Below are 388 nucleotides of genomic sequence, written 5' to 3' on the forward strand. Positions count from 1 at the left end.
AGCCTGGTAATGTCCTACTTTCACATAGCAAATGCTACACTATCATCGGCGCTGTTTCGTTTCACTACTGAGTTCGGCATGGAGTCAGGTGGGTCCAAAACGCTATTGTCACCAAGCAAATTAGGTGCAAAGAATGAATGACAAGCACGTAGTGCTACCATTTTCTTTACGCAAGGTGCCTCAACTTTAACGCTACGCGCTAAGAGCCACCTCTTGAATTTGGAAAATATCTGATAATATTTTTTAAGTTTTTCTAAGTAATTTCTACTTTAGTCATATTAACTTCTGTCAAACTGTCGCATAAAACGCGTTTGGCGTTGTATGGTTAAGCCTCACGGGTAATTAGTACAAGTTAGCTTAATGGCTCACACCACTTCCACATCTTGCC

The 388-nt window shown here is 41.0% G+C and carries 1 rRNA gene; it reads right to left on the reverse strand.

What is annotated here, in order from left to right:
* Window position 1: 1 nt before the first annotated feature.
* Window positions 2–116: ribosomal RNA gene (gene rrf / locus H5116_RS20140) — 5S ribosomal RNA — on the reverse strand.
* Between the last annotated feature and the right edge of the window lie 272 nt (window positions 117–388).

The sequence above is a fragment of the Pseudoalteromonas sp. SG45-2 genome (assembly GCF_014164115.1).
GTDB lineage: Bacteria > Pseudomonadota > Gammaproteobacteria > Enterobacterales > Alteromonadaceae > Pseudoalteromonas > Pseudoalteromonas distincta.